The 26,208-nt window shown below is 32.6% G+C and carries 21 protein-coding genes; 8 read left to right on the top strand and 13 right to left on the bottom strand.

All coding sequences use genetic code 11. The features are described 5' to 3' along the window. Positions 1-37: 37 nt before the first annotated feature. The 6 genes from purL to AC6EJB_RS07765 all read right to left on the bottom strand — a co-directional run bounded on the left by purL (position 38) and on the right by AC6EJB_RS07765 (position 8,343). Entirely contained in the window at positions 38-2,446 is a 2,409-nt protein-coding gene (gene purL / locus AC6EJB_RS07790) for a phosphoribosylformylglycinamidine synthase subunit PurL (protein WP_498490766.1), read from the bottom strand. 3 nt (positions 2,447-2,449) lie between these two features. Beyond that, positions 2,450-3,247, bottom strand: a complete 798-nt coding sequence (locus tag AC6EJB_RS07785) for a PRC-barrel domain-containing protein (RefSeq protein ID WP_498490765.1) — start codon at positions 3,245-3,247, stop codon at positions 2,450-2,452. Between the two features lie 2 nt (positions 3,248-3,249). Beyond that, complete coding sequence (gene dnaN, locus AC6EJB_RS07780) at positions 3,250-4,410, bottom strand: DNA polymerase III subunit beta (RefSeq protein ID WP_498490764.1); 1,161 nt, start codon at positions 4,408-4,410, stop codon at positions 3,250-3,252. 376 nt (positions 4,411-4,786) lie between these two features. Beyond that, a complete protein-coding gene (gene thrC / locus AC6EJB_RS07775) occupies positions 4,787-5,893 on the bottom strand; it encodes a threonine synthase (protein ID WP_498490763.1) in 1,107 nt (368 codons plus the stop codon). Positions 5,894-5,919: 26 nt separating this feature from the next. Next, positions 5,920-6,483, bottom strand: a complete 564-nt coding sequence (locus AC6EJB_RS07770; RefSeq protein ID WP_498490761.1) for an alpha/beta hydrolase — start codon at positions 6,481-6,483, stop codon at positions 5,920-5,922. Then, positions 6,484-8,343: an ABC1 kinase family protein gene (locus AC6EJB_RS07765; RefSeq protein WP_498490759.1), complete on the bottom strand. Its 1,860-nt coding sequence runs from the start codon at positions 8,341-8,343 to the stop codon at positions 6,484-6,486. It abuts the gene before it with no gap. 75 nt (positions 8,344-8,418) lie between these two features. Between AC6EJB_RS07765 and AC6EJB_RS07760 the strand changes: the two genes are divergently transcribed. The 3 genes from AC6EJB_RS07760 (at position 8,419) to AC6EJB_RS07750 (ending at position 15,428) form a co-directional block, all read left to right on the top strand. After that, positions 8,419-10,104 (top strand): DNA repair protein RecN, encoded by a 1,686-nt coding sequence (locus tag AC6EJB_RS07760; protein WP_498490757.1) that lies wholly within the window; start codon positions 8,419-8,421, stop codon positions 10,102-10,104. Between the two features lie 44 nt (positions 10,105-10,148). Next, entirely contained in the window at positions 10,149-13,097 is a 2,949-nt protein-coding gene (gene uvrA / locus AC6EJB_RS07755; protein WP_498490756.1) for an excinuclease ABC subunit UvrA, read from the top strand. Between the two features lie 201 nt (positions 13,098-13,298). Then, positions 13,299-15,428, top strand: a complete 2,130-nt coding sequence (locus tag AC6EJB_RS07750) for an HAD family hydrolase (RefSeq protein ID WP_498490755.1) — start codon at positions 13,299-13,301, stop codon at positions 15,426-15,428. A 3-nt stretch (positions 15,429-15,431) separates the two neighbouring features. Here the strand turns inward: AC6EJB_RS07750 and AC6EJB_RS07745 are convergent, their stop codons facing one another. From AC6EJB_RS07745 to AC6EJB_RS07735, 3 genes are read right to left on the bottom strand one after another with little or no spacing between them, the layout of a single operon-like run. Next, positions 15,432-15,677 carry a hypothetical protein gene (locus AC6EJB_RS07745; RefSeq protein WP_498490754.1) on the bottom strand — a complete coding sequence of 82 codons (246 nt, stop codon included), beginning with the start codon at positions 15,675-15,677 and terminating at the stop codon, positions 15,432-15,434. Between the two features lie 17 nt (positions 15,678-15,694). After that, positions 15,695-16,807, bottom strand: a complete 1,113-nt coding sequence (mraY, locus tag AC6EJB_RS07740; protein WP_498490753.1) for a phospho-N-acetylmuramoyl-pentapeptide-transferase — start codon at positions 16,805-16,807, stop codon at positions 15,695-15,697. Positions 16,808-16,822: 15 nt separating this feature from the next. Then, positions 16,823-17,098, bottom strand: coding sequence for a DUF3134 domain-containing protein (locus tag AC6EJB_RS07735; RefSeq protein WP_498490752.1), 276 nt, complete (start codon positions 17,096-17,098; stop codon positions 16,823-16,825). 278 nt (positions 17,099-17,376) lie between these two features. Here AC6EJB_RS07735 and AC6EJB_RS07730 point away from each other — a divergent pair, with 278 nt between their 5' ends. Both AC6EJB_RS07730 and AC6EJB_RS07725 read left to right on the top strand, forming a co-directional pair. Then, positions 17,377-17,586, top strand: a complete 210-nt coding sequence (locus AC6EJB_RS07730) for a hypothetical protein (protein ID WP_498490751.1) — start codon at positions 17,377-17,379, stop codon at positions 17,584-17,586. Positions 17,587-17,722: 136 nt separating this feature from the next. Next, positions 17,723-18,925 (top strand): argininosuccinate synthase, encoded by a 1,203-nt coding sequence (locus AC6EJB_RS07725; protein ID WP_498490750.1) that lies wholly within the window; start codon positions 17,723-17,725, stop codon positions 18,923-18,925. Positions 18,926-18,960: 35 nt separating this feature from the next. On the opposite strand, the gene rpsF is transcribed toward AC6EJB_RS07725, so the two are convergent. The 3 genes from rpsF to AC6EJB_RS07710 form a co-directional block, all read right to left on the bottom strand. Next, complete coding sequence (gene rpsF / locus AC6EJB_RS07720; protein WP_498490749.1) at positions 18,961-19,404, bottom strand: 30S ribosomal protein S6; 444 nt, start codon at positions 19,402-19,404, stop codon at positions 18,961-18,963. Positions 19,405-19,477: 73 nt separating this feature from the next. Beyond that, complete coding sequence (locus AC6EJB_RS07715; RefSeq protein ID WP_498490748.1) at positions 19,478-19,942, bottom strand: Tic20 family protein; 465 nt, start codon at positions 19,940-19,942, stop codon at positions 19,478-19,480. Between the two features lie 16 nt (positions 19,943-19,958). Beyond that, on the bottom strand, positions 19,959-20,843 hold the full coding sequence (locus AC6EJB_RS07710) for a shikimate dehydrogenase (protein WP_498490747.1): 885 nt from the start codon (positions 20,841-20,843) through the stop codon (positions 19,959-19,961). Positions 20,844-20,961: 118 nt separating this feature from the next. Between AC6EJB_RS07710 and dnaK the strand changes: the two genes are divergently transcribed. Next, entirely contained in the window at positions 20,962-22,854 is a 1,893-nt protein-coding gene (dnaK, locus tag AC6EJB_RS07705; RefSeq protein ID WP_498490746.1) for a molecular chaperone DnaK, read from the top strand. A 1-nt stretch (position 22,855) separates the two neighbouring features. On the opposite strand, the gene AC6EJB_RS07700 is transcribed toward dnaK, so the two are convergent. After that, positions 22,856-23,971, bottom strand: coding sequence for an NAD(P)/FAD-dependent oxidoreductase (locus tag AC6EJB_RS07700; RefSeq protein ID WP_498490745.1), 1,116 nt, complete (start codon positions 23,969-23,971; stop codon positions 22,856-22,858). 79 nt (positions 23,972-24,050) lie between these two features. On the opposite strand from AC6EJB_RS07700, the gene purU reads away from it, so the two are divergent. After that, positions 24,051-24,905, top strand: a complete 855-nt coding sequence (purU, locus tag AC6EJB_RS07695; protein ID WP_498490744.1) for a formyltetrahydrofolate deformylase — start codon at positions 24,051-24,053, stop codon at positions 24,903-24,905. Next, positions 24,902-26,206, top strand: coding sequence for an O-antigen ligase family protein (locus tag AC6EJB_RS07690; RefSeq protein ID WP_498490743.1), 1,305 nt, complete (start codon positions 24,902-24,904; stop codon positions 26,204-26,206). The genes purU and AC6EJB_RS07690 overlap by 4 nt, the downstream gene beginning before the upstream one ends. Positions 26,207-26,208: the final 2 nt, after the last annotated feature.

Below are 26,208 nucleotides of genomic sequence, written 5' to 3'. Positions count from 1 at the left end.
ATTAATTTTAATTTGATAATTATAAATCATAGAGATTTTACTTAGATATTTTTTTAGAAATAGTATTTTTATATGTATCTTTCAAATCAGAAATATTAATATCTATAATTAGATCATCAGACTGATAGACTGATAATTTTTTTTCATTATTTACAATGCCTAAATGAGATATTGAAAAGTTGATAGATTCTTCAGAAGATATTTGTTTATAATATTTTTTTAATTCTAAGCTTTGTTTATCAGAACAACTAATTAAAACTCTTGCACCTCCTTCTGCAAAAAGAATACGATCTAATCTCGACTCACTTGGAGGAAGAACAATTTTAGCTCCCAATCCAGAAGTAATACAACATTCAGCTAAAGCTACTGCCAAGCCTCCATCTCCTAAATCATGAGCTGAATTAATAATTTGTTTTTTAATTATTTGTCTTAAAAACAATTGAACTTGCTTTTCTAAATATAAATCAATTTCTGGTGGTCTTCCAGTTTTCAAACCATGTATATGCTCTAAAAAAGAAGAAGCAGCTAGTGAAATTCTCCTATCTTGAATATTATTAGTTTCTAACGGTAATCCCATCATCCATATTTGATCGCAAGCATTATGCCAAGATTTTTTACAAACATTTTTTATATCTTCTATTAATCCAACCATACCAATCACTGGTGTTGGATGTATTGGTATAACCTTATTATTTGACAATTTTGTATCATTGTACAATGACACATTTCCACCAGTAACAGGGGTATTTAATATTTTACAAGCATTTGTAATTCCTTTACATGATGTTGATAATTGCCAAAAACCAATAGGTTTTTCTGGTGAAGAAAAATTTAAATTATTAGTAATTGCTAAAGGTTCAGCTCCAACACAACTTAAATTCCTAGCAGCTTCTGCAACAGCAGACATACTTCCACGTTCCGGATCCAAGAAAACCCATCTATCATTGCAATCAACTACAGATGCAATTCCTCTCTCTTGATTTAAGCTACTATTAAACTTATTTTGAGAACGAATCCTGATTACAGCTGCATCAGCTTCACCAGGAAAAACAACTGTATTAGATTGTACTTGATAATCATATTGTTTATATATCCAGTTTTTTGATGCTAATGATGGTGTACTTAATAAATCTAATAAAACACTATTCCAAGTTACGAATAAATTATTTTTGATTTTTATAATGCCTTTTTTTACCTCTTTAGGCAATAGTTTTTCTGTCCATTTCCAATGTTCCTGTAAATATTGAGGTACTGAGTTTATTAATAAGTGTTCTTCTATAGGTGTATCATCAGCGAGAGCAGCAGCTGGTAAATCTGCTACTACATTTCCTTTATGTAGGACTCTTACAACTTTTTCTTTTAAAACTTTTCCAACGACTTCAACGTATAATCCCCATTTCATAAATAATTGTCTAAATTCTTCCTCTGAACCAGGTTTAACAACGAATAACATTCGTTCTTGTGATTCTGATAGCAAAAACTCATAAGCAGTCATTCCTTTTTCTCTGGCTGGAACAAGATCGAGATTCAACTCGATTCCAACATCACCTTTTGAAGCCATTTCAGAACAACTACAAGTAAGACCGGCCGCTCCCATATCCTGAGCTGCTATTACATTCCCTGTTTTAAATGCCTCTAAACACGCTTCAATTAATCCTTTTTCAAGAAAAGGATCACCCACTTGTACAGCAGGTCGATCATCTATTGAAGTTTTTGAAAGCTCAGAACTGGCAAAACTTGCTCCTCCCATTCCATCTCTACCAGTTGTATTCCCTACATATAAAACTGGAAAATTTATTCCACTAGCACCTGAACAAACTATTTCATCAGTTTCCATTAAGCCTAATGCCATTGCATTGACTAAGGGGTTACCAGAATAACTACTATCAAAGCCAATTTCTCCACCAACTGTAGGAACACCGACACAGTTTCCATAGTGTGAAATTCCTGAGACAACACCTTCCATCAAACTAATATTTTTTTCATCATCTAAAGGTCCAAATCTTAAAGCATTTAATAAAGCTATTGGTCTAGCTCCCATTGTAAAAATGTCCCTCAAAATACCTCCAACTCCAGTTGCTGCTCCTTGAAAAGGTTCCACTGCTGATGGATGATTATGACTTTCAATTTTAAAAACTAATTTTTGACCTAAACCAATATCTACTACTCCAGCATTTTCACCTGGACCTACAAGAATTTTTGGCCCAGTTGTAGGAAACTTTTTTAATAAAGGACGAGAATTACGATAACAGCAGTGTTCAGACCACATAACACCAAACATTCCTAGTTCATTTCTATTAGGTGGTCTATTTAATCTTCGACAAATTTCCATATAGTCTGATGATTTTAAACCCTCTTGCACAAGTGAGGATTGAACATCATATTCAACAGAAAATTTTGATGAATTAATTAACTGATTAAAATCTTTATTTTTAGAGAATGACATTAATTAAATCCAAGGATCAAGGTCTCTTTCATTAGTTGAACTTTTTTTTCTGCTTCTTTTATTCATTGTATTAAATTCTTCAGAAGTATCTATATCTAAATTGTCTATCCAATCATCATATGAATCAATATTATTCTCTGAAATATAAGGATCATCAAGGTTACCAACGTTTTCATTTTCATTTTCATTTTCAATGATTTTTTCATCTATCCATCCTTCAAGCCTATCAGAAGCCTGATAAGTCAAATCTTGAAATTGTAATTTCCATTTTCGACTCTTATTAAGAAATTCTTCTCTTAAACTTGCTCTCTGAATGGGTAAATCTTCAAAGGTTTCAATATCACATGAAATAGATCCTGGCTGTTTATCAATAATTTGGGATATAGACAAACGCCAACGACTTGTTCCAGGTATTAATGGATTAGAACGGCTAACTAAATAATATTGTATGTTTCCTTTTTTAAGTTCAAAAAAGAAATCGGCTACTAATCCTAGTTTCTTACCATTTCTATTAAAAACATTTGTATTCATTAAAGTAGGAAAACGATCCAAAGTTTGATCATCTGAGATAGAACAGTCACCTTTTACATAAACTTCTTCCTGATTTATTCCTTTTAATTGATCTAATCTCCAAACTTCTCTTTGCAGTCTTAAATTTGATGGTCGACTAATCCAACCTAATATTCTATGAGCAGGAGGATGCATCCATGCTCTAACAACTGGACCATGATCAATACCTTTGTCACAGCGGACATTATGTTTCATTAAATCACTTAAAAATAATTTAGTTGGTATTCCCAAAATTAATTTCTAATTTGTATTGGCATAACTAAATATATAAAATTAACATCATTATTAACAGGAGAAAAAACAGCAGGTGTTGTAGGTGCATTACAACTCAATTTAATCATATTTGAATCTATAACTTTAAGACCATCTAATAAATATCTTACATTAAAAGCTATTTGAAAGGATTCACCTGTAAAAGAAACAGGTAATGACTCTGAACCCATTCCTATATCTTGTGCATCAGTACTTATTTTAATTAATTTTTCTGAAGCACTAGTAGTTATTTTTATAACATTGTTATGTTGATCAGCGATAACAGCTATTCTTTCTAATGAAGCTATAAATTCTTTTCTATCAAATTCTAATACGTTTGAAAATGAATCTGGTAACAATTGAGAATAATTAGGATACGATCCTTCTAAAGCTCTTATAGTAATAATTTCATCGACAGAAATAAAAACTACCTGTCCTTTATCAATAAAAAAATTAATTGGCTGACTAATATCACAAGTACTTAAAAATTTATCAACTTCTCTTAATGATTTAGATGGTAATGTTATAGAAAATTTATCTACATTAGTAGAAATATCATTATCTTTTGATTGAGATAAAACATTACTTAGATTCAACACAGCTAATCTGTGACCATCGGTTGCTGCAGATTCAATCCCATAACCATCAAATGTAAGATTAACACCTGTCAGTAATTGTTTAGCGTCATCTGTGCTACTTGCAAATAAAGTTGATTTTATAGCACTAGATAAAGATAAAGGATTTAATTTCAATGATGTTCCACTTTCTACTAAAGGTAACTCAGGAAAATCGTCAGCTAGCATTCCATTAACTTGATATGTTCCACTTTTACTTGTCAGTTCAACTTGTTGATTATCATCATCAGAAGTTAAAATTAATGGAGAATCATTAGATAGTTTAGAAACTATTTCACCAAATAACTTTGCTGGCAGAGTAATAGCACCACTATTTTCTATTGAAGCAGATATAGAAGTTTGTATTCCCAAGCTTAAATCAAATCCGGTTAAGCGAAGTTTTCCTGTTACTTCATCGGCTGCTAACAAAACATTGGCTAATACGGGATGTGTCGGTCTATTAGAAACAGCTCTGCTAACTAATTGAAGTGCAGTATTCAATTCTGATTGGGAACAATTTAATTTCATCCAGTTATCTCAAATAAAAATCCATTGATATAAGAATTTCATAGCTATTTCAAAAAGGCAATACCGTTAAAAAAAACGAAATTTTTGACTTCGATTCTTTTTCTTTCTTTCTTGATATGAAATTGAATTAGTAGTAGTAGTTCTTGTGGTTTCTGTGGTTTTTCAAAAAAAGTCAATTGATAACAGAAAAACTAGAAAATTTAGTTGTTGAAAACAAATTCTAACAGGGGAAAAAAAGACACTTATCCACCGAATTTAATTATTGTGGAAATTCAGTAGAAAAATGGTTGTGGGTTTTTATGGTTTTTCCACAATAAAAAAATCAGTAAGTGATTGCATTTCACAGACAGTTTTAAGTTTGGATATCTGAATGTTCTTAAAAGCCCATTTTTTTTGTTATTGAATTTATTTCTGCTTCTAGACCAGTATGAAAAACGGAATCATTATTATTTATTGCACAATCAGGATCTTTTAGACCATTACCAGTTAGAACACAAACGATAGTTGAATTCTTCGGTACATCATTTTTAACTTTTAATAATCCAGCAACAGATGCTGCACTAGCTGGTTCACAAAAAATACCTTCTTCTTTACCAAGAAGTTTGTATGCATCTATTATTTCTGAATCAGTAACTGCTGAAAATTTACCATTGCTAGATTCTTTAGCTAAAAGAGCTTTCTCTTTGTTGACAGGATTCCCAATTCTAATAGCAGTGGCAATTGTTTCTGGATTGCTTACACTTTTACCATCAACTAAGGGAGCAGAACCGCTTGCTTGAAACCCCATCATTTTAGGAAGTTGTTTTGATTTATTTGCACGAAAATACTCTTGAAATCCCATCCAGTAAGCACTAATATTTCCAGCATTTCCCATTGGAATACATAACCAATCCGGAGCGTTTCCAAGTCTTTCAATTATCTCAAAAGCAGCTGTCTTTTGACCTTGTAATCTGTAAGGGTTTACAGAGTTAACTAAAGTTATTGGATAATTATCTGATAGTTCTCTAACAATATCCAAAGCTTTATCAAAATTTCCTTTGATAGCTAATACCTCTGCTCCATAAACTAATGCTTGAGCTAATTTTCCTTGAGCCACATAACCGTCAGGAATAATAACGAAAGCCCTCATTCCTCCTTTGCTTGCATAAGCAGCAGCAGAAGCGGAAGTATTCCCTGTGCTTGCGCAAATTACAGCTTCGCAACCTGACTCTTTAGCTTTACTTATTGCCATTGTCATTCCTCTGTCTTTGAATGATCCTGTGGGATTTAATCCGTCATATTTGATATAAACTTTTACTCCCTTTCCAATTCGATCAGCGATTGATTTAACTTCTATAAGAGGAGTTGCACCTTCATTTAAAGTGATAATAGGTGTTTTATTTGTTACTGGTAACCAGGGTTTATAGGCGTGTATCAGTCCATCCCAGTTGTTTTTTTTGGGAGGAGAAGTGAAAAGCTGTTTTAATTTTTTTGAAAATGCCACTTCTTCAACTAGTAGTTTTAAACAATCTAAGTCTTAGACCTTCCATCTTTCAGCTTTTTAAAAGGTGAATCTGAATAGAATTTGATTAATTCTTTCAATGATTCTGTTTTTTTAAGAGCTTGATTTAATGAATTTAGATTTATAGCAATGTTTTTATTTGGATAAGCTTTAAAAAAATCTATCAGATTAATTTTTTGATTATTATTATATGCACTTATAATAATTCCAGATCTTATCGCTTTTGTACCTATATTTTTATTTGTTATTTTATTTGGATAAATAATTTTACTTAATCTCTTTAAAAAAACTTCACCTATTTTACTATTCATTAATTTGCTACTTGTTTTTATGGGAACTTCTATTTTTTTTGATAATATTTTGTGTAGTTCTTTTTCATTTTGATTTGTAATTTTTATTAGATTTTTTAATTTAACACTTGGTATTTTTGTTATTTTAAATTTATATAGCTCTTCAATATTGATTTCTCTACTAAAAGTTCCTTTATAAAGAAATATTGTTTCTGCTGATTTAACATTTGGAATTAATAACAAAGATGTTAATAATATAAAGTAGCTATGTTTTAAAATCATTTATTGCTCTACACCTGCTGCAACTTTTACTAATCTTATAATACCTTTTTCCGAGGTTTTTTTCATTAACCCAAAACCCATTTGGTAAGTATCTTTATTAGTTAAGATTTTAGGTAATTTTTTAAATATTATTTTTCTTTTAAATCCTGGCTTCATTTTTGATGATTTAAACATTTTTTTTATTGAGGATATATTTAAAATTTGTCTTGAAGTAATTGTTGATGACTTTTCTATTGTTTTTGAGCGAAAGCGAAGTGGAAGTTTCGCATTTATTTTCACTATAGTTTTCCATCCAACAGAATCTATTTTTATAGCTAAAATATTTACCAATTCATTTCTGAGAGTTATGCCTTTTTTAGAAAATAAAAAATCTATTGTTTGATCTAATATTTTTTCACTGTCTAATTTTTTTTCTTTAGTAGCGCTTGTTAAAAGATCATCTAATCGTTCTAATTTTAAGTTATTTTCATCAAACAGCATTTCCTTTAAACTATCTCTTAATTCAGGATTTTCATCTTCCATTAATCTTCTAGCAAAATAAGGATATGCCGCTCCAAGTATTTTAAAATTTGGATCAACACTAAGTGCTATACCTTCTAAAGTAATTAAAGATCTTATGATTAGAGCATAATATGGTGGTAATTTGAATGGAAATTTATACATAATTCCCGACATATCATCAGTTACAGCCTTAAAATCCATTTTATTTACTCCTATTTCTAGAGCACTAGTAAAAACACTCTCAAATGCTGGAGCAATTGGTGCTAGATCAACTTCTTCAGCAAGAAAACCTAATTGAACAAAGTCGTATGAAAGTTTATCAAATTTCCTATTAACAAGGTGCACAACTGCTCTAATTAAGCCAACTCTAGATTGTTGTGTAATATCGCTCATCATGCCAAAATCTAAATAACATAATCGACCATCTTTCATTGCTAAGATATTACCTGGATGTGGATCTGCGTGAAAGAAACCGTGTTCGATTAATTGTTGAAGGCTACAACTTACTCCAATTTCAATCATTTCATTAGGATCAATACCTAATTTTTTTACAGCTTTAATATTTGTCAGTTTTATACCATCTATCCATTCCATTGTAAGTACTCTTCTACTTGTAGCTTTTCTGTAGATCTTTGGAACTGCGATTTTTTTATTATGACTATGAAGCTTTTTAAATTTTTCTGCATTATTGGCCTCATTAATATAATCCATCTCTTCAAAAATTCTTTTTCCAAGTTCATCTATTAATGCGACTAAGTCGCTTCTTATTATGCCAATATTATTTTTAAACCATATAGCTATATTTCTTACTATGTATAAATCTAATGTAATTTGTTCTCTTAATCCTGGTCTTTGAATTTTAACAGCAACTTTTTCTCCAGTTTTTAGAGTTGCTTTGTGAACTTGTCCTAAGGAGGCTGCTGATATAGGTTCTTTTTCTATATTTAAAAAAATGTTATTAATTTTATCTCCAAGATCTTCTTCAATACATGCCATTGCAAGTTTACTTTCAAAACCAGGTAATTGATCTTGAAGCTGAGCTAATTCTTCTAAAACAATTGGTGGCACTATATCTGGTCTAGTAGATAAAGCTTGTCCTGCTTTTATAAAAGCTGGTCCTAAATCTACAAGTAATTTCGTAAATTCTTTAGCTCTGAACGTCTTTCTTTCATTTTTTTTTAAAGATCCAATTAATTTTTCCCATCCAACGCCCAGTAAAAATAATCCTATTGGTAAAAGTGTTTGCCAAAGTCTCCGAAGTAGACGAATTGGATTTTTTTTGTAGATTGAGGCAATAGCGACAGGGTCATACTCAAGCAGACCTGAGGCTTCAATGAAATCGCTTAATTCTTCCGCCATTTTATTATGGCAATGTTTCACATCCCTTCTAGTCCATTCTAGGTCTAGTTTGCGTCTTTTTGATTGCTTTAAGTCATGCTAAATAGTCTTCGTTTTCAAAATATAGCTTTATTTGGGAGCATAGAGATTGACTTTCATCAGGGATTTACTGTTTTTACAGGTCAAACTGGTTCAGGTAAATCAATATTTATTGATACATTAAACGCTCTCCTTGCTTCAAAAAAAACTCCGATTGATAATAGATTGGTAGCCAAAGGTTCCGCATTTTCATCAATAGAAGGTGTATTTTTGATAGAGCCATCACTAAAAGATTGGCTTATCAATCAGGGATTTGATGTTGATGATGAGTTGATAGTTACTAGAGAATGGCGTTTAAAAGAAAATAAATATAAGTCTAGATTTAGAGTTAATGGAGTATTAGCTAATAGGGATCAAATTGAAAAGTTGAGAATATTTTTGTTAGACTTTACCCTTCAGGGCGATACATTCGTTTTAAATAATTCAAGCCATCAATTGAATTTATTGGATTCTTTAGGGTTAAACCAAATTGAAAAATCCATTCTTAATGTCAGGCAAGCCTGGAAGAGTTGGAACATATCTTTTTTACGATTAAAGGAAGCTGAAGCAATAGTTGTTGACTTCAAAAAAGAATTTGAAGACATGCAAGATATTTATCAAGATTTAGAAAAATTAGAATTGGAAGATCCAAATGAAGATATTAAGTTAGAAATTGATCAGAATCGTCTCTCACATATATTAAGATTAAAGGAGGGTGTTCAATCTTTATTACTTCGTTTAAATGAGAGCTTAGATGAGTATCCATCACTCTTAGATCACACTAATTTTTGTATTCAAGAATTAAAACTTTTATCACAAATTGATTCATCTTTGGAACCCATTTTTAATAAGTTTTCTTCATTAACTAATAATTTTTATGATTTAATTTACCAAATTAAAGATTATGAGAATTCTTTAGATATAGACCCTTTAATTTTAAACGATTTACAAATCAGATTGTCTAATCTTAAGCTTTATCAAAAAAGATATCATAGAAGTTTGCCAGAACTTATTAGTTATAAAAATGAGTTAATTACTAACTTATCTCTTAAATCTAATTCTAATAACATTGAAGAACTTTCTTCTTTAGAGAGCAACAAAAGAATGATAAGAGATAAATTGAATCAAGAATTATCAAGTATAAGAAAAGCAAATGCCTTGAAACTTGAATCAAAATTGATCAAGAGTTTAAAAGAATTAGGTATACCTAATGTTCGTTTTAAAGTTTTTTTTGAAGAATGTGAACCAACTGTTAATGGAATTGATAGAGTTAATTTTATGTTTTCAGCAAATCCAGGTTTTCCATTGGCTCCTCTTTCAGAAATTGCTTCTGGTGGAGAAAAATCTAGAGTTCTTTTAGCAATAAAGGCTATCTTTGCATCATTTGATCCAACTAGTCTTTTAATTTTTGATGAAATAGATTCAGGTGTAAGTGGATCAGTTAGCAGTTATGTAGCGAATTTGCTTAGTCAGTTATCTATTCATCGACAAGTTTTTTGCGTGACTCATCAACCTATAATTGCAGCATTTGCTGATAATCATTTTACTTTTATAAAGAAAGTGATCGATGGTAATACCATTTCCAAGCTAACTAATTTGAAGGAAAAAGCAGACAGACAGAAGGAATTAGCTTCGCTCGCTGGTGGTGAAATTGTAGAAGCAAATGCCTATGCGGCGAGTTTGCTGGAACATAAAGCTGCCTGATGAGCATATTTTTTTATACAATTAAACATTAGTAATTTTCCCTTATGGGAATTTCAGACTCTAAGCCAAAAAAAAAGACATTAAATACTTGTGCTTCGAATGAAGAAGTCATAACTATTCGTGGTGCAAGACAGCACAATTTAAAAAATGTTGATCTATCAATTCCAAGAAATCAACTGGTTGTTTTTACTGGCGTCAGTGGCAGTGGTAAAAGTTCTTTAGCGTTTGACACTATTTTTGCCGAGGGACAAAGACGATATGTAGAGAGTTTGTCTGCTTATGCAAGACAATTTTTAGGTCAGGTTGATAAACCAGATGTTGATTCAATTGATGGATTATCACCAGCGATTTCTATTGATCAAAAGTCAACTAGTCATAATCCTCGCTCAACAGTTGGAACGGTTACAGAAATACAAGATTATTTTCGTTTGCTTTTTGGGAGAGCTGGAGAACCTCATTGTCCAGAATGTTCTAGACCTATTAAGCCTCAAACCATCGATGAGATGGTTGATCAAATAAAGACCCTTCCAGAAGGAACTCGTTATCAATTACTTGCTCCAGTGGTGAGAGGTAAAAAAGGTACTCACTCGAAATTATTATCTGGACTCGCTGCGGAAGGATTCGTTCGAGTCAGAATTAATAAAGAAGTTAGAGAATTAGCAGATAATATTGAGTTAGATAAAAATCAAGTACATTCTATTGAGGTAGTTGTTGATAGATTGATTGCAAGAGAGGGGATAGAAGAAAGATTAACTGATTCATTAAGTACTACTTTGAAAAGGGGTGATGGTTTAGCAATAGTTGAAGCCGTTCCTAAAAAGAATGAAGAACTTCCAAAAAATATTGAAAGAGAAAGATTATTTTCTGAAAATTTTGCTTGTCCAGTGCATGGTGCAGTTATCGAAGAATTATCTCCTAGGTTATTTTCATTCAATAGTCCATACGGTGCATGTCCAGATTGTCACGGCCTAGGTCATTTAAAAAAATTTACTTGCGAGAGAGTAATACCTGATCCTTCTCTACCGGTATATGCAGCTGTTGCACCCTGGAGTGATAAGGATAATTCATATTATTTCTCATTATTGTTTTCAGTTGGCGAAGCATTTGGTTTCGAGATAAAAACTCCTTGGAAAGATTTAAAAGGGGAGCAAAAAAATATTTTGTTAAACGGTAGTAAAGAACCGATTTTAATAAAAGTTGATAGTAGATATAAGCAAGATTCTGGATTCAAAAGACCCTTTGAAGGTATTTTACCAATTTTAGAAAGACAGTTACAGGACGCAAATGGTGAAGCTGTTCGTCAAAAATTAGAAAAATATCTTGAATTAGTACCTTGTGCAACCTGTCATGGTAAGAGATTACGTGCAGAAGCTCTTGCTGTAAAACTCGGACCTTATTCAATAAATGATCTGACATCATCAAGTGTTTCTAAAACTCTTGAGAATGTCGAAGAATTAATGGGGTTTGAACAGTCCAAAAAGTCCAAATCGTTACTTTCTAATAAACAACAAAAGATTGGAGAATTAGTTTTAAAAGAGATTCGATTACGTCTTAAATTCCTTTTGGATGTTGGACTTGACTATTTAACTTTAGATAGACCTGCGATGACATTGTCTGGTGGGGAAGCCCAAAGAATACGATTAGCGACTCAAATAGGTGCAGGCTTGACCGGAGTTTTATATGTGTTAGATGAGCCTAGTATTGGACTACACCAAAGAGATAATGATCGATTATTGTCTACATTAAAAAAATTACGTGATCTAGGTAACACCTTGGTTGTTGTTGAACATGATGAAGATACTATAAGGGCTGCTGATTACTTAGTCGATATAGGCCCTGGAGCCGGTGTCCATGGAGGGGAAATTATTGCCGAAGGGTCTTTAGATCATTTGTTGACTGCAAAAGAATCCTTGACAGGTGCTTATCTTAGTGGTCGCTCATCTATTCCTACTCCACTTCATCGAAGAGACTCAGTACAGAGAAAATTACGTCTGATTGGTTGTGATAAAAATAACTTAAAAAATGTTTCAGTAGATTTTCCATTAGGTAGACTAGTTGCTGTGACTGGAGTGAGTGGAAGTGGTAAAAGTACTCTAGTAAATGAATTGCTTCATCCTGCTTTAAATCATTCACTAGGATTAAAAGTTCCTTTTCCAAAAGGCTTAAAAGAATTAAAAGGTATAAAATCTATTGACAAAGTCATTGTTATTGATCAATCACCAATTGGGAGAACACCACGATCAAATACGGCTACTTATACAGGTGCATTTGATCCTATACGTCAAATTTTTGCTTCTTCTGTCGAAGCAAAAGCTAGAGGATATCAAGCAGGTCAATTTAGTTTTAATGTTAAAGGTGGAAGATGCGAAGCTTGTCGTGGTCAGGGGGTAAATGTTATTGAGATGAATTTTCTTCCAGATGTTTATGTTCAATGTGATGTCTGCAAAGGAGCTAGATTTAATCGAGAAACTTTGCAAGTTAAATATAAAAATTTTTCTATTTCAGACGTATTAGAAATGACTGTTGAACAAGCTGTTGAAGTTTTTTCTGCAATACCACAAGCAGCAGATCGATTAAAAACACTTTTAGATGTTGGTCTTGGATATATCAAACTTGGTCAACCTGCTCCAACTTTATCTGGAGGTGAAGCTCAAAGAGTCAAACTTGCTACTGAGTTATCTAGAAGAGCTACTGGTAAAACTCTGTATTTAATTGATGAACCTACAACGGGTTTAAGTTTTTATGATGTTCATAAATTAATGGATGTGATACAAAGACTTGTAGATAAAGGAAATTCCATCATTGTCATTGAGCATAATTTGGATGTTATTAGATGTTCAGATTGGATTATCGATATGGGCCCTGAGGGTGGCAATCGAGGTGGAGAAATTATTTCTATGGGAACTCCCGAAGAAGTCGCATTAGATTCAAATAGTTACACTGGTAATTATTTAAAAAAAGTATTGGCTCTGCATAAACCAAAAGAAGCTTGAATATTTTTTCAACTTATTTTTATTAATATTCCTTAATCTTCAAAAATTGGTTTAGTAATTTCAAATTCTTGATATCTAAAAATTCAGTGATAGACAGGGCTTTCAATATTTTAATTTATTTGAATAAAAATATTATTCTTTCTTTATATTTGAGTGTGGCAAAATGTACTAATTAAAACCCATCCTTTTAATACATTTTTCTTGGGATTAAAACTCTTACATTTAAATTTGCATGGTTTAATCCGTTCACAAAATCTTGAATTGGGAAGAGATTCAGATACTGGAGGCCAAACTTTATATGTTTTAGAATTAGTAAAAGGACTTGCAGTAAGACCAGAGGTTGAAAAAGTTGAACTTATTACCAGATTAATTGTTGATAGAAGAGTATCATCTGACTATTCAAAACCTGTTGAAAAGATATCAAGCTCTGCTGAAATTATTCGATTACCTTTTGGGCCTAAGCGTTATATGCGGAAAGAATTATTGTGGCCTTATCTAGATGATTTGGCTGATCAAATAGTTCAAAGATTGCAAAAAGATAATAAAAACCTACCAAATTGGATTCATGCACATTATGCGGACGCTGGTTATGTTGGAGCTTTGGTTAGTAGACGATTAGGTTTGCCATTAGTTTTTACTGGTCATTCACTAGGTCGGGAAAAATTGAGAAGATTATTAGCTGCTGGAATAGATCACGATCAAATAGAGCAAACTTATTCAATAAGTAAAAGAATTGATGCAGAGGAGTTGGCTTTAGCTCATGCAAATTTACTTATAACAAGTACTAAGCAGGAATCAGAGGAACAATATGCTCGATATGGACGATTTAGTTCTGAGAACGTAGAAATTATCCCTCCAGGAGTTGATTTAAATCGCTTTCATTCATCAGATCAAAATTTAGAGGAAGAAGAGAAAGAATTAGATAAACTTTTTAAACCATTTTTAAGAGATACAAAACTTCCTCCTCTTTTGGCTATATCAAGGGCAGTAAGAAGAAAAAATATTCCTGCATTGATTGAGACTTATGGACGTTCGTCAATATTGCAGCAAAGACACAATCTTATTTTAATTTTAGGTTGTCGAGAAGATTCACGTCAGCTTGAAAAACAGCAAAGAGATGTATTCCAACAGATTTTTGAATTGGTGGATAAATATAATTTATATGGAAAAGTAGCTTTTCCAAAACAACACAGAAGAGAGCAAATCCCATCAATTTATCGTTGGGCTGCACATAGAAAGGGATTATTTGTTAATCCTGCTTTAACAGAACCATTTGGCTTGACATTGTTAGAGGCTGCTGCATGTGGGCTACCTATGGTGACTACTGATGATGGTGGACCAAGAGATATTTTGTCTCGTTGTGAAAATGGTCTACTTGTAGACGTCACTGATCTAGAGGCATTGCGAGATGGCTTAGAGACTGCTGGTTCAAATTATTCTTTATGGAAAACTTGGAGTAATAATGGAGTTGAAGGTGTAAGTAGGCATTTCAGTTGGGATGCACATGTTTGTAATTACATTGCATTGATGCAAAAGCGATCGAAATTTCTTGCTCCTCGATATTGGACATTCGAAAACACTCAAGAAAAAAGTCCTTTTGGTCAAAAACTATTGCTTTTGGATTTAGATAACTATCTAGATCAATCTCAAGGCTTATCAATATTGAGAAATCAGTTAAAAGATAAGTTTTTCGATTTCGAAATTCAATTAGGAATTTTAACTGGGAGATCTATTAAAGCTGCACGCTATCGATATCAAGAAACAAAATTACCTAAACCTGTAGTTTGGATATGTCAAGCTGGTACGGAAATTTATTATGCTGGAAATAGTAAATCAGATATTTTTTGGCAAGATTCAATTACTGTTGATTGGAATCGAAAAGGTGTAGAAAAAGTTTTATTTGATTTAAAAGATTATTTAGAGCTTCAAGCATCTGAAAATCAAGGTCCATTTAAAGTTAGTTATCTGTTAAAGGAACCTAGTGATGCAATTTTACCTTTAGTACGTAAAAGACTAAGACAGGCTGGATTGGCTGCTACTCCACATTTGAAATGCCACTGGTACTTGGATATAGTTCCTTTGCGAGCATCCAGAGCAGAAGCTATTAGATTTTTAACTTTACGCTGGGATTTGTCTTTAGAGAAAATTCTTATTGTTGCCAGTCAACAAGGTGATGCTGAGTTAATAAAAGGCTTAACGACAAGTGTTATTCCTTTTGATCATGATTCTTCATTAGATCATCTGAGATCAGAACAAAGAGTTTTATTTTCTGAGGTAGAAGATGGCGTTTTAGAGGGATTAAAATATTTTCGATTTTTAAATAGTAATTAATATTTAATTTTCTTCTGGTATCAATGTAAGTTGTTGATATGGTGGCTCTTCACTAATAAACCCCCAATCGTTAAAAATTTTTGTGTCTTTATGCGTGATTATTTGACGTTTATTTCTTTTTTCTACTTTAAAACCATCAGCCGACATTTTTCTCATTAGATTCGCAGATTCTTCAAACCGCGCGGCCATAGAATCTAGCGTTTCACAATCGTTAGTTAATCCTTCTTCTTTCCAAGTAAAATAAGTCATTAGTTGATTAGGAAGATTTAAGCGTTTGTGAAAAAGATTAGATTTATTATTACCAATAATAATGTAACCAGCCAAAAGCTCATTACAATTTGAGTTTCATTGTTACCTTTAAGTTCAAAATGATGATGTATGGGGGTCATTAAAAATAATTTATGACCTTTACCTTTTAGCTTCTTAGAAATTTTAAAAACACTAACTTGTATAATGACTGAGATAGATTCTATTGCCAGTATCCCTCCCATAATTAACAGGGACCAAAGATTATTTGATATTAACGCAATACCACCAAGTGAGGCTCCTAGGGCTAGTGAACCAGAATCACCCATAAACAATTTTGCAGGATAGTTATTAAGGAAAAGAAATCCCATAGATGCCCCAGCCATGATTATGCAAGCCGGGGCTAATGAATTATTACTTGGATTTTCTATTAATATATTAATAGCTAAACCTGTAAAAATTAATATACTACATCCACTTAATAAACCATCTAAACCATCTGTTAAATTAGTTGAATTACTTTCAGCTAATAATACAAATATTCCTAATGGATAAATTAAATTTCCTATATTATAAATCTTATTCCCTATTTGAATATTATTTGGAATAAAATTATATGATGCACAAATAATAACAAAAATAAGACTAACAATTAATTGTAAAATTAACTTTTGATTAGCAGTAAGACCAACATTAAATTGTTTTTTTAAACTCAGAAAGTCATCAATGAAGCCAATGAACATAAATAATAGAATAAGGCAGCTAAGGCTTATAATCATCTTGTAGTTCTCGCTACTAAAATATAAAATATTATTAATTATTATTCCTACAGGAATAAAAAAAACCCCTCCCATTGTTGGAGTTCCTTGTTTTTGATAATGATTTTTTGGTCCTTCTTCTCTAATTATTTGCTTTATTTTAATTTTTTTTAATCTCGGTATATTTATAGAAGTAATAAATGACGAAACTATAGTAGTAATTATAAAAGGAATTGTTAAATTGCTATTTTGAAAAGAAAAATCAATAAATATACAAACAGTTATTATTAATCCAAATAGTATTAATACTTGTTTATTAATATTTTGGAAAAAAAATATCTTTTTTCTATCTAAAAGTTGTTTAGATTTATTCAAAGTTTAATCTTTTATTTATTCTTCCCATTCATCATCTGATTGCTCTTCTTCAGCTTTATAGTCTTCTTTTTCCCCCATTAATGCGGAAAGTTCTTCTTCTTCAACTGTGCTTATCTCTTGATCGTTTGAATCTTCGTCAGAAACCAATCTTCCACTCGTTTCTAACCACGACAATAAATCCGGTTCTTCTCGAAGTGGGAGAACGGGAGCCGGTTCTTCTCTTCCATACCGAGTTAGTGCCGGGTTAATACCGTCTAAATTAGATAAGTTGATTTTTTTTAGTTCGCTCATATTAAGATTATGATCAATGAATTAACATAATGCATCATGTATTAATTTTCTAATTTTTATGCTGACATCAAAGCTGATACTTCTCACTTTTACTTGGGGCTTATCTTTATTGGTCAGTATTGCTTTAAGAACTGCTGGTATTATCCATCCACAAGCCTTTCATATCAATCATTTCTTAGTCTGGGGCTTGGTTTTTGGTCCTTCGTTTTTTCTTTTAATCTTTTTTTTGATAAAAAGGACTTTTTCTCTAGATTCATTAATATAAATTTGAGGTTTAAGTGTCTTTCTACTCTTTAGTTGTTTACTTTATTTTTACTTCAAATCACGATATTCAGGATTTATTGATTTTTGGTCGCAATATTAATACTTGGTTAATTTATGTACTTGTCTTTTTTGGTTTCACCTCTTTGGCTTTTGTTTTGGTATGGATTACAGGGTTCTTAGCTGAAAGGCAATCAGGAAAATCTATTAAGCAACCATGGGAATAGTTTTTCTACTATTTTGCTGTTTTTGTATGCCTTTAAAAATTTTGAATCTGGTTTGCTAATCTAAATCAGAGATATTGTCCAATGGTTCTCTATATTTATTAGGAAGAATCGAAAAATCCTTAAAGGAGAGAATCATATGGGAAGAGCAAAAAAGGTTGTTTTGGCTTATTCAGGAGGAGTGGATACAAGTGTTTGCATTCCTTATTTGAAAAAAGAATATGGGGTGGAGGAAGTAATTGCTTTTGCAGCAGATCTTGGTCAGGGTGATGAGCTTGATTTAATCAAAAAAAAGGCTATTTCAGCGGGAGCTTCTCAATCACTTGTTGGAAACTTGGTAAAGCCTTTTATTGAAGATTTTGCTTTTCCAGCAATTAGGGCTAATGCCTTATATCAAGGTAAATATCCTCTTTCAACTGCTTTAGCTAGACCGCTAATTGCGAAAAAACTTGTTGAAATTGCAAGAGAATTAAATGCTGATGGAGTCGCGCATGGATGTACTGGAAAAGGTAATGATCAAGTTCGTTTTGATGTAACTATTGGTGCTTTAGCGCCTGATTTGAAATTACTGACGCCAGCAAGGGAATGGGGTATGAGTCGTGGAGAAACTATTGCATATGGAGAAAAATATGGAATAGTCCCTCCAGTAAGTAAAAAGAATCCTTACTCGATTGATTTAAATCTTTTAGGCAGAAGCATTGAAGCTGGTCCACTTGAAAATCCCTTTGAGATGCCATCCGAGGAGGTTTTTGGCATTACCGCATCTTTTTCTGATTCACCTAATGAGCCAGAGATGGTAGATATACTTTTCGAAAAAGGTAATCCAGTTTCAATCAATGGAGAAAGACTGGACCCAGTATCTCTGATAAAAAAAGCTAATACTCTTGCTGGAAAGCACGGTTTTGGACGTTTAGATATTATTGAAGACAGAGTCGTTGGAATCAAAAGTCGGGAAATTTATGAAACACCTGGCTTGCTTTTATTGATAAAAGCTCATCAAGAGATGGAAAGTTTAACTTTACCTGCAGATTTATTAAATACTAAATTCAGACTGGAAAGACAATGGGCTGATTTGGTTTATCAAGGGTTTTGGTTTAGTCCTTTAAAAGAAGCCTTGGATGGATTTATTAATCTTTCTCAGAAGCAAGTTAATGGAACTGTGAGGATTAGGCTGTTTAAGGGTAATGCTGATGTGATTGGTCGCAAGTCAGAAAATAATAGTTTATATATTTCAGACATGTCTACTTATGGAAGAGAGGACAAGTTTGACCATAAGGCGGCAGAAGGTTTTATCTATGTATGGGGATTGCCCAGTCGAATTTGGTCTTGGATAAACAAGTAAAACAAATAATTTCTTTAATTGTTTAGCTTCTAATTTTATTCTTTAGCTTCTTCTTTTTCTTCTTTCTTTTCTTCTTTGCTTATAGGTGCAGCTTTCTCTTCATTTGGTTTTACTTCTTCCTTGTCTTTCTCAGGTTTTTCAGTCTTAGTATCATCCTTTGAGGTCGATTTTGGAGTCGGCAAAGGACCATCTTGTATAACTGTGAGATAACGTATGACGTCTTCACTCAACCTCATTGCTCTTTCTAGAATGGCCACTTGCTGTCCATCGCCTTTGTGGCTTAGTTGTACGTAAATCCCCTCTTTATGTTTTGCAATAGGATAGGCAAGTCTTCTTTTACCTCTCATTTGACTGTCTAAAACTTCTGTACCTGATTTTTCAAGGAGTTCACTATATTTTTTTAGATGGCTATCAACTTCTTCTTCCGGTATATCCGGACGAAGAATGTACATGGTTTCGTAATAAGGTTTTTCAGACATAAAAATTTCCGACTAGGACTAATGGCTCATGAAGAGCGGCGGATTTCTAATCTTATACCGAAGTGGTAACTTTTTACAATTGCATTTTCGTTGCTTGGCTGATTCCTGGCAGATTTGGTTCTTCACCTTGAATGCAACACCAGGTACAATAAGTAATCATTGAAAAAAGACTGATTAATAAAGTACTTGAGCAAGTTCTTATAATTAATGAGTTAGCAAAGGGACTAAATAAAATTTCAAATATAAAACCTATGATGATTATTCCTATATTTATTAATAGAGATTGAAGTGCATTGAAACGTATAAAATAAGATACTTTGTTATTTCTGACTAATCCAATAAAGATAGCTAAAAATAATAATAAATTTCCAAAAGGTATCGATCTTTCTATAATTATTATAGGAATAGCCGGTATTTGGATAATTTGAATAAAAGGATATTTTATAAATAAATGATTACCAAAAGTTAGAGAATCTGCCCATGGAATCATGTAGAGAAGTACACCTAATATTTTTCCTCCTAGCGATGGCATAAGCATTTTATTTTTACTTAGATTAAACCATTAAATGTTTTTCTGCAGATGATTTCATTATTTGAGTAGGAACATTATTGAAACCACTCCATAGTTTAATTGATAAAGCACCCTGAGCTACAAGCATGTCAAGACCATCGATTGTCAAACAATTTTTTTGTTTTCCTAGCTGTAACCAATTTGTAGGTCTTGGTGTGTAAATCAGATCATATAAAATAGTTTTGTTAGACAGACTCTCCCATACTTTATTGCCAAGAGGAATATTTTCTTCAGTTTTCTGTTTAATCATTCCGACTGGAGTTGTATTTACTATTAAATCGGCTTCTCCAATAAATGGCGTGACGTTTAATTTTTTATTATTGATACCTGCAATTGATATTTTTCTTTTTGTTGATAAAGCTTTCATATTTTTTACAAAATCAGCTAATGAATTTTCATTACGACTAATGACTGTTATTTTTTTAATATGCAAATTACTTAAACCCATAACTACTGCTCTAGCGCTACCTCCGCAACCTATTATCACAATATTTTTATTGCATAAATTTTCATTTTTTAATGGCGTTAGAAATCCTTCAACGTCTGTATTAGCGCCTAACCATTGTTTATCTTTTTCTGGTATTAAGGTATTAACTGCTTGAATATCCTCTGCAACTGTAGTTAATTTATTACAGGCTTTTAAAATTTCCTGTTTGTGCGGAATAGTTACATTTAAACCTTTGCAATTTATTAGTCTTAATGCTCTAGTTACTTTTTCTAAATTTGTTTTGTCACAAGGAATTGCAATGTAACACCAATCAAGCCCCATTTCTTTATATGCGGCGTTGTGCATAATTGGGGAAAGAGAATGATTTACTGGCTGTCCAAGAAGCCCTACCAGGTTAGTTTTTCCAGTGATAGTACTCATTTTGTTCTGATGTTTAGACGAAAATGCTAGAAGACTGTTCGGGAACCACGCCTCGCCTCAAATAGGTTTCACTGACGAGGATGATAACCAAAGAAAGAAATTTAGGAGCACATCACTCATGGGGAAGGTTGTTGGAATCGATCTTGGTACTACAAATAGTTGTGTCGCTGTTATGGAAGGTGGTAAGCCCACTGTAATAGCAAATGCTGAGGGGTTTAGAACAACACCATCTGTGGTTGCTTACACTAAAAATCAGGATCAGTTAGTTGGTCAAATCGCCAAGCGTCAGGCGGTAATGAATCCAGAAAATACTTTTTATTCCTCAAAGAGATTTGTTGGTCGTCGAGTGGATGAAGTCAATGATGAGTCTAAAGAAGTAAGCTATAGCGTGGAAAAAGCCGGATCGAACGTTAAATTAAAATGCCCAATTCTTGACAAACAATTTTCGCCTGAAGAAGTAAGTGCTCAAGTTTTGAGAAAGCTCTCTGATGATGCAGGAAAATATTTAGGTGAAACAGTAACTCAAGCTGTAATAACAGTTCCCGCTTACTTTAATGATTCTCAGCGTCAAGCAACTAAAGATGCTGGAAAAATTGCAGGTTTAGAGGTTCTTAGAATTATAAATGAGCCAACTGCTGCAGCTTTGGCATATGGTTTAGATAAAAAAAGCAATGAAAGAATCTTAGTTTTTGATTTAGGTGGTGGTACTTTTGATGTATCCGTTCTGGAAGTAGGAGATGGAGTATTTGAAGTTCTCTCTACTTCTGGAGATACTCATTTAGGTGGTGATGATTTTGATAGAGTGATTGTTGATCACTTGGCTGCCACATTTAAAGGCAATGAAGGTATTGATTTACGTCAAGACAAGCAGGCTCTTCAACGCTTAACTGAAGCAGCTGAAAAAGCCAAGATAGAGTTATCTAATGCAACACAAAGTGAAATAAATCTTCCATTTATCACTGCTACTCCAGAGGGACCAAAACATCTTGATTTAACACTCACAAGAGGAAAATTTGAGGAATTAGCATCTAAACTTATAGATCGCTGCAGGGTCCCTGTAGAGCAGGCGCTGAAAGATGCAAAGCTATCTACTGGAGAAATAGATGAAATTGTTATGGTTGGAGGGTCTACTCGTATGCCAGCAGTTAAAGAGTTGGTCAAAAGAGTTACAACTAAAGATCCAAATCAAACGGTTAATCCTGATGAAGTTGTTGCCGTTGGTGCTGCTATCCAAGGAGGAGTTCTTGCTGGTGAAGTCAAAGATATTTTGCTTCTTGATGTAACTCCTTTATCCCTTGGAGTTGAAACATTGGGTGGCGTGATGACAAAAATGATTACACGAAATACTACTGTTCCTACTAAAAAGGCTGAAACCTATTCAACTGCAGTTGATGGTCAAACGAATGTAGAAATTCACGTCTTACAAGGTGAACGAGAGATGGCTTCTGATAATAAGAGTTTGGGTACCTTTCGTTTGGATGGAATTCCTCCTGCTCCTAGAGGTGTTCCTCAAATTGAAGTTACCTTTGACATTGATGCCAATGGAATCCTCAGTGTAACTGCAAAAGATAAAGGTAGTGGTAAAGAGCAAAGCATCTCTATTACTGGCGCATCAACTTTGTCAGATAACGAAGTCGACAAAATGGTTAAAGATGCTGAGATGAATGCTTCTGCTGACAAAGAAAAACGTGAGAAAATTGATATAAAAAATCAAGCTGAAACTCTTGTTTATCAAGCTGAAAAACAAATAGGTGAGCTTGGCGATAAAGTAGATGAAGCCGCCAAAAATAAAGTTGAAGAGAAACGTATTAAATTGAAAGAGGCAACTGAAAAAGATGATTATGAATCTATGAAATCTTTAGTTGAGGAATTGCAACAAGAGTTGTATTCATTAGGTGCATCTGTATACCAACAAGCAAATGCTGCTTCTCAAGCCGCAGATGATTCTAATACTGATAATAAAAATGATGGAGATGATGTTATTGATGCTGAATTTACTGAGACCAAATAAATTAATTCTTTATTTGTTCTTCTATTTTAATTCCAATCCATTCAGCGCATGATGGTGCTAATAAAATACCATTTCTGTAGTGACCTGTGTTGATCAATAGACCAGTATCTAATTCTTTTAATAATGGAGCTAGTTCGTTTTTTGGTCTAGCTCTTACTCCATTCCATTCATTGCTGATTGATGCTTTCGCTATCCATTCCGGAGCAGTATTGTAAATAGTTAACATATCTTTTTTTTTGAATAAACTTGGTTCAATACCATTTTCAATAGTTGCTCCCATAAGAATATGATTATGATCATAATGTAAAAAATTTATAGATTGATAATTTAATATTGCAGGCCATTTGATCCAATCTTTATCTTTTTCCTTTAATTCTAAGTCAATAACTTGTCCTAATACTGGCTCTAGAATTATTTTATGACCTAATGGCTTTAATAGATTTTGTGTATTTAATGAAGAGCAAATTATGACATAATCTTGATTTATATATTGATTCTTTTCTAAGTAAACTGTCCAATTTTTTTTTGATAAATTATTATTTTTCCTTATTTTAATTACATTGTCACTTATCTTATTTACTTTTGTCCTCTCTAAATTTTTCATGAATAACTTTAGTAACTTTATGGGGTTTAATCGACCATCATTATAAGAAATTAAGCCACCTAATAATTTTTTTTCAAAGACTGAACTCCAAAAATCTATTGCATTTTTATCTAAAAGTTCAATTCCATATTCTTTTTTATTTCTATATATTTCAATCATACCTTGATATTCTTTTTCTGAAGTTGATAGTTTAATTAATGGTTTTTCGAGTATTAAATTCGATGAAGATGGATCTAATTTAATAAGCCATTCTTTCCATAATTTCATACTTTTTTTGCGTAATAAAAAACCTCTTCCTTTTGATCTTCTATAGCTATGACCCATAAGTATTCCCAAAGCAGCTTGAGATCCATTTTGAGGATTTAAATTATTTATTTCTGATTTAATTTTTGGGTCAATCAAATTAACTTTATAACCTTTTTCTGTCAGGTGAAATGCAGTCGTGATTCCGGCTATTCCAGCTCCAATTACTGAGATTTCGATTTGATTTTTTTTTGCTTTTTGGCTATTCATTTCACAAATGCCATGAAATTGGCTTGTTAATTGGCTATTGTTGGTTTAAAAAAGAGGATAGTTCAAGGATATAGCTGGAGTGAGCATCAAAACAGTTATCTTGCAGTTCATTTGCCCAGATAAGCCAGGTCTTGTTAGTGATTTGGCTAGTTGGATTGCAAGTAAAAATGGAAATATTAGACATGCTGATCACCATACAGATGCTGATGCCAAATTGTTTCTTAGTCGTATTGAGTGGGATTTAGATGGTTTTTTGCTTGATAAAGATGAAATTAATTTTGAGGTAGCTTTACTTGAGCAACGCTTGAACGGAAAAGGAGTTTTGAGCTTTTCTGATGATTTTCCTAATGTCGCAATTTTCGTTAGCAAGCAAAGCCATTGTTTAGTTGATCTTTTATGGAGAGTTAAGGAAGGTGAGTTACGTATGAATGTTCCTTTAGTCATATCTAATCATTCAGATTTAGAGGATATTTGCGATGGCTTTGGTATTCCTTTTAAGCTTATAGAAGTAGATAAAAATAATAAATCGGATTCAGAAAGTAAAATTCTAGATTTGTTGAGTGATTATAAAATTGATTTAGGGGTTTTGGCTAAATATATGCAGATCTTAAGCAGTTCATTTTTAGAAAAGTTTCCTCATTTAATTAATATTCATCATTCTTTTTTGCCGGCTTTTAAAGGTGCTCAACCATATCATCAAGCCTGGGAAAGAGGGGTTAAGTTGATTGGTGCAACAGCACATTATGTCACTAAGGATCTTGATGCTGGTCCTATTATCGAACAAACTATATCTAATGTTAGTCATCGTGATGAAGTAGCAGATTTAATAAGAAAGGGTAGAGATTTGGAGCGAGTGGCTTTAGCAAGAGCATTAAGATTGCATTTACGCAGGCAGGTTATTGTATATAGGGGAAGAACGGCTGTATTTATATGAAAAATAAAGTCGAACTCTTTAATTTAAATAATAATTTTTCAGTTGATATTGGATGGAGGACTTTTCAGATAGGAATATTTTGTTTACCTTCAAGTGCTTTAATTTCTTATTTATTTTTGCTGATAGCTCTTTTTGCAGGAAGTTTTAGTAGAAGAGAATTGTATTGGAAGGAATATTGGAATTATCCGCTTTTACTTATATCTTTTTTGATGATAATTGGTTGTCTTCGTTCTCAAACTGGTTGGCTAGCTTGGATTGGCCTTTTTAATTGGATTCCATTTTTTTGGTGCTTTTGGGGAATGCAACCATATTTGCAAACTTCTGTAAGAAGAAGAAAATGTGCTTCTTTGCTTGTCTTAGGAAGTCTACCTGTTTTGATTACTGGTTTTGGTCAGGTATGGCTTGGATGGGAAGGGCCTTGGGAGTTGCTTGATGGTTTGATTGTTTGGTTTATGGCTCCGGGTGGAGAACCTGTAGGAAGATTTTCTGGATTGTTTGATTACGCAAATATCACTGCTGCATGGTTATCTGGGGTATGGCCATTTTGTTTGGCTTCTGTCTTAGATCCTTATATTTTTGGCAGAAAGCGAGGTATTCCTTTTGCTCTTTTGATTGCATTTGTTGTTGCATTGATTTTGACTGATTCTCGCAATGCATGGGGTGCAATTGTTTTAGGAATACCCTTGGTTTTTGGTTCAGCCACATGGGTTTGGTTAATACCCCTGATGCTCATTTGTTTGATTCCAGTTGCTATTGCTGTATTGCCAGTCGTTGATTTAGGTATTCAACAGTTCGCAAGAAGTATTGTTCCTGAATCTATCTGGAGCAGATTAAATGATATGCAATTTGTTAACACTAGAACTTTTGAAGCAACACGTATTGGTCAATGGAAATTTGCAATAAATTTAATTTTTGAAAAACCTTTATGGGGATGGGGCGCAGCTGCTTTTTCAATTATTTATCCTTTGAGAACAGGTTTAGCTCATGGTCATTCTCATAATTTACCTTTAGAATTAGCTATTAGTCATGGAATATTGGTTTCTTTTTTGCTGAATATTTTTGTCTTTAGCTTATTAATAGGTTCGGCTTATTATATGGTATTTAATAAAGTTAATACTCACCAAAAATCTATCATTGATAGGTCATGGTGGACATCTACTTTGATTCTAATTTGTTTTCATGCAACAGATATACCTCTATTTGATAGCAGGATTAATATTTTAGGTTGGATATTATTAATAGGTCTTAGATGTATTATTAATAATAAAAGTGCTGATGAAATTTCATTTAAAGAAAGTTAAAA

Source organism: Prochlorococcus sp. G4PB17 (assembly GCF_059772445.1).
This window is presented reverse-complemented; position numbering and strand designations above follow the sequence as displayed.